Annotated in this window: 5 protein-coding genes and 2 tRNA genes; 1 reads left to right on the top strand and 6 read right to left on the bottom strand. The window is 50.3% G+C overall.

Annotation, left to right across the window (positions count from 1 at the left end; all coding sequences use genetic code 11):
• Positions 1-89 precede the first annotated feature (89 nt).
• From EL26_RS22810 to EL26_RS22795, 5 genes are all read right to left on the bottom strand, one after another.
• Positions 90-166: transfer RNA gene (locus EL26_RS22810), tRNA-Pro, on the bottom strand.
• A gap of 3 nt (positions 167-169) precedes the next feature.
• Positions 170-245, bottom strand: a tRNA-Thr gene (locus EL26_RS22805).
• Between the two features lie 234 nt (positions 246-479).
• Positions 480-788: a hypothetical protein gene (locus EL26_RS25165; RefSeq protein WP_152559378.1), complete on the bottom strand. Its 309-nt coding sequence runs from the start codon at positions 786-788 to the stop codon at positions 480-482.
• An 88-nt stretch (positions 789-876) separates the two neighbouring features.
• The gene (locus tag EL26_RS22800; RefSeq protein WP_038094732.1) at positions 877-1419 is read right to left on the bottom strand and encodes a hypothetical protein; all 543 of its coding nucleotides are present in this window, start codon (positions 1417-1419) and stop codon (positions 877-879) included.
• The gene (locus tag EL26_RS22795) at positions 1412-1882 is read right to left on the bottom strand and encodes a hypothetical protein (protein ID WP_038094730.1); all 471 of its coding nucleotides are present in this window, start codon (positions 1880-1882) and stop codon (positions 1412-1414) included. Before EL26_RS22795 ends, EL26_RS22800 begins: the two co-directional genes overlap by 8 nt.
• Before the next feature lie 210 nt (positions 1883-2092).
• Between EL26_RS22795 and EL26_RS22790 the strand changes: the two genes are divergently transcribed.
• The gene (locus EL26_RS22790; protein ID WP_038094728.1) at positions 2093-2311 is read left to right on the top strand and encodes a helix-turn-helix domain-containing protein; all 219 of its coding nucleotides are present in this window, start codon (positions 2093-2095) and stop codon (positions 2309-2311) included.
• A 113-nt stretch (positions 2312-2424) separates the two neighbouring features.
• Here the strand turns inward: EL26_RS22790 and EL26_RS22785 are convergent, their stop codons facing one another.
• Complete coding sequence (locus EL26_RS22785; RefSeq protein WP_038094726.1) at positions 2425-2958, bottom strand: ArpU family phage packaging/lysis transcriptional regulator; 534 nt, start codon at positions 2956-2958, stop codon at positions 2425-2427.
• Between the last annotated feature and the right edge of the window lie 210 nt (positions 2959-3168).

Genomic DNA, 3168 nt, shown 5'->3' with positions numbered 1-3168 from the left:
GGTCTTGCGCGTATCTACGGCCAATGCATGGTGTTCACCCTTTCTATCGCCCCGTCCTTTCCCGGATCGGTAACGGCGGCGTCTTGCTCTGGTCGGAACAGCGGGATTCGAACCCACGCCCTCTCGCTCCCAAGGCGAGCGCGCTACCAGGCTGCGCTATGTTCCGGTGTGGAGCCGTCAACAGGACTCGAACCCGTGACCGTCCGCTTACAAGGCGGCTGTTCTACCAACTGAACTATGACGGCATGTGCGGATGACCCGCCCGGCGCTTTGCTGCGCTCTCAGGCTGTTCGCGGCAGACGGGTCATCCAAAGAGTACATCGCCACCGGGCGTTGTGGATGCCGTCCGGTGACTTCAACACTTCGACACTATCATCATAACGCGGCTTGACACGAATTTTGTCCCGAAAAAACTCCTGATTTTTTCCTGAAAAAGTTTGGTTTTTGAGCATAGAAAAAGACGCCCCTCGCCGGGCGTCTTAGTGGCTGATTTCTTCGACACTGAGGTGCATCCGCTCAATCTCCTCGCGGAGATCGTCACAATACCGCGAATACGCCACTCGACGCAGTCGCGAGTCGGCAGCGCGCGGGAAATCGTGTTCAGTGATTTGTCGGAGTAAAAGTCCAACAGAATTCGCCGTTTTTTCAGAACGTGCATAGGAGGAATCAAATCCCCCAAACTGGAGTTCAGCTTTGTAGCAATCACCAATTTTGGATATGCGCACATGCCGGTATCCTTGCGATTCCGGGATGTACCGTTGCAATTCAATATAGCGTTTCGGTTCCATGTTGGACTCCCTTTCGTACCACTCTTATTTCAGAGCGGAGACGGGTTTCTTGGATGACCCGCGAACCATATTGGCCGGAGGGTTCTGATCACTTAGCAATCAGTTTGTAATCAGATTTGCAAATGCTTCCGTCAGAAGTTCTGTGCCATTTGTGAAGCTGAGGACTATTTTCATCCCCGAAAGTCGGGTTCGGGTCTGCTGGCGGTGTCTCTGTCATCGGCAAGAACCTTGATATTTGTCGTCCACAAAGAGTGCATTCGTAAACGTGCTCTGTTTTTTTGTGAAAACCAATGTTCTCTTCGTAAGCAAAATGGCTTGACGGATAGGCCACATTGCCAAAGTCGTTCGGCAAGACGATTGAGTAGTTATGTCTGTTCGTTCCCACACCGATACCATTATGGTATCGGTGAATGGATTGTACAATGCGCAGGTCGCCAATGCTCTCCATATATTTCAAGAGGTTTCTCATCTCCGCATTGACATCCACTCCACTTGCTACCATGTTTTTTTCGTTTACAACATGGAAGTCGAGTAACTGAAACGGTACTTCTTCAACCGGTACATAACGATGCGTCCATGTTCCGGTGCTTTGGTCAAGGTAAGGCAGTGTTCCAGTAAAGACTTCATGCATGCTGGTCGCCTCCGATGATGTTTTGTTTTTGTTCGTTGTAGAACTGCCAAATCAGAGCCGGCGAGACATAACCTCTTTCGATGGCACATTTACGATATTGATCGTAAATATCATCTGTGATGGCGCTGATCGCCTTCTCTGGATCTACGCTTTTGTCCATGCTCGCACAATCAAAGAATCCTCTGTAGGATTGTGCGCGCGTAATAAGAATGGACATTTGCTTCTTGTCAACTTTCTCCGCAAGATCAAGCGCCGCAAACGTCGCTGCCAAAGTTGCTTTTCCGACGTATACGTCATCTTCGCTACTTCCTTTGAACAGGTAGTACTGCACTTCCTCGCAAGCGGATTTCGCGATCAAGCTTCTGTAATAATCGATTTGGCGATCGGTCGGTTTGTTCTCGATGACGGCTCCCCCCTTTTCAATCTCCCACGAAGCACGGAGCGCGTCAGACCAAGCGCACATGGAGCGTACTGCTTTTTATTTGAAGATTTTCCAAGCGCGTTTCATGACGTTTGCCAAATTGAGCTTCTTCATCCGGCATCACTCCGTTTCTTCGTAGTTTCCATCTCTTGGTTTCAGTATACTGCGTTTCACGCAGTAATGCAAGTTGGAAATACTGCTTTTTACGCAGTATATTTGTGATATAATGGAATGAAGAAGGAGGTGTGCGTGATGGCCGATTACAGTTTATTAAAGGCACTCATCATAGATCGGGGTTTCAAGTCTCCTCGTCAATTTTTCGAAGAACATAAGGAAAAAATAAACGAACGCACGCTGTACAATGTGATGAACAATAAGATCAAGCAGTTGCCCAACGACTTTATCGACAGCATCTGCGACGCTCTTGATGTTGAGCCTGGCGACTGGATCAAACGAAAAACAGGGGACTGAAAGTAACTCCTTCGACTAGAAGGATAGACCCGTGCGATTTAAAACGAAGACGCCACACTGAGCAAATCTCAGGTGGCGTCTTCGTTTTCGATGTCTTCGGTTGTCTCTCAAGCCTACGCCGCCTCTCCGCCGCCGGCGCGCTCGTATACCTCGATGCGAAGCGCGAACGCGATCCGCAGCATGGCTTTCTCTTTGTGCTTGTAGTACGCGTCTTTGGTCATCGCCAGCTCCGGCCAGATGTAGAAGTCTTTCTTGCGGGCGTGCTTGTTGACCATCAGAGTCCGTTCCATGATCTCGCGCTCAAAATGCGGAAGACTTTCGACGGCACGCTCAACCGACTTACAGAAGTTCTGCATCTTATCGATGTGCGCAGCGCGTGCGTCCATCAACTCCGACAGCTCCGTCAGCTCCTGCTCCGCGTTGCGCACTTGGCCGCCGCGGATCATGTCGGCGTCGAACGTCGGATACATCGCCACCTGCTTCTCCGACGGCCCGCTGACGATGCCGTGCGTAAGCCACAGCGGATTGACGCGCTCCATCGTTTCGAGCGTAGATTTGTCTTCGTGGTAGCTGTCGAACATCTTTTTCACTCGCGCGCGGGTCGCTTTCTCGTCTACCTTCGGGATGTCAAAAGTCAGTTGTGCCATCGTCCATTCCTCCTAGATTTGAACTGTTCTAATCTTTATGTTAATCTGCATATCACAGAGAGATTTCCTCACCCGGAACCGGCGCATCCCCACGCGCTGGTTCTTTTGCTTTTGAAACGCCGAAAAGCAGGCTCGAAGGCCCGCGATTTTCGGCTTGGTGCTATGTGTTCTCTTTTTCGATGGTGCATTCTAACACCGTTTGCTCGTCAG

The organism is Tumebacillus flagellatus, from assembly GCF_000714935.1.
Lineage (GTDB): Bacteria > Bacillota > Bacilli > Tumebacillales > Tumebacillaceae > Tumebacillus > Tumebacillus flagellatus.
This window is presented reverse-complemented; position numbering and strand designations above follow the sequence as displayed.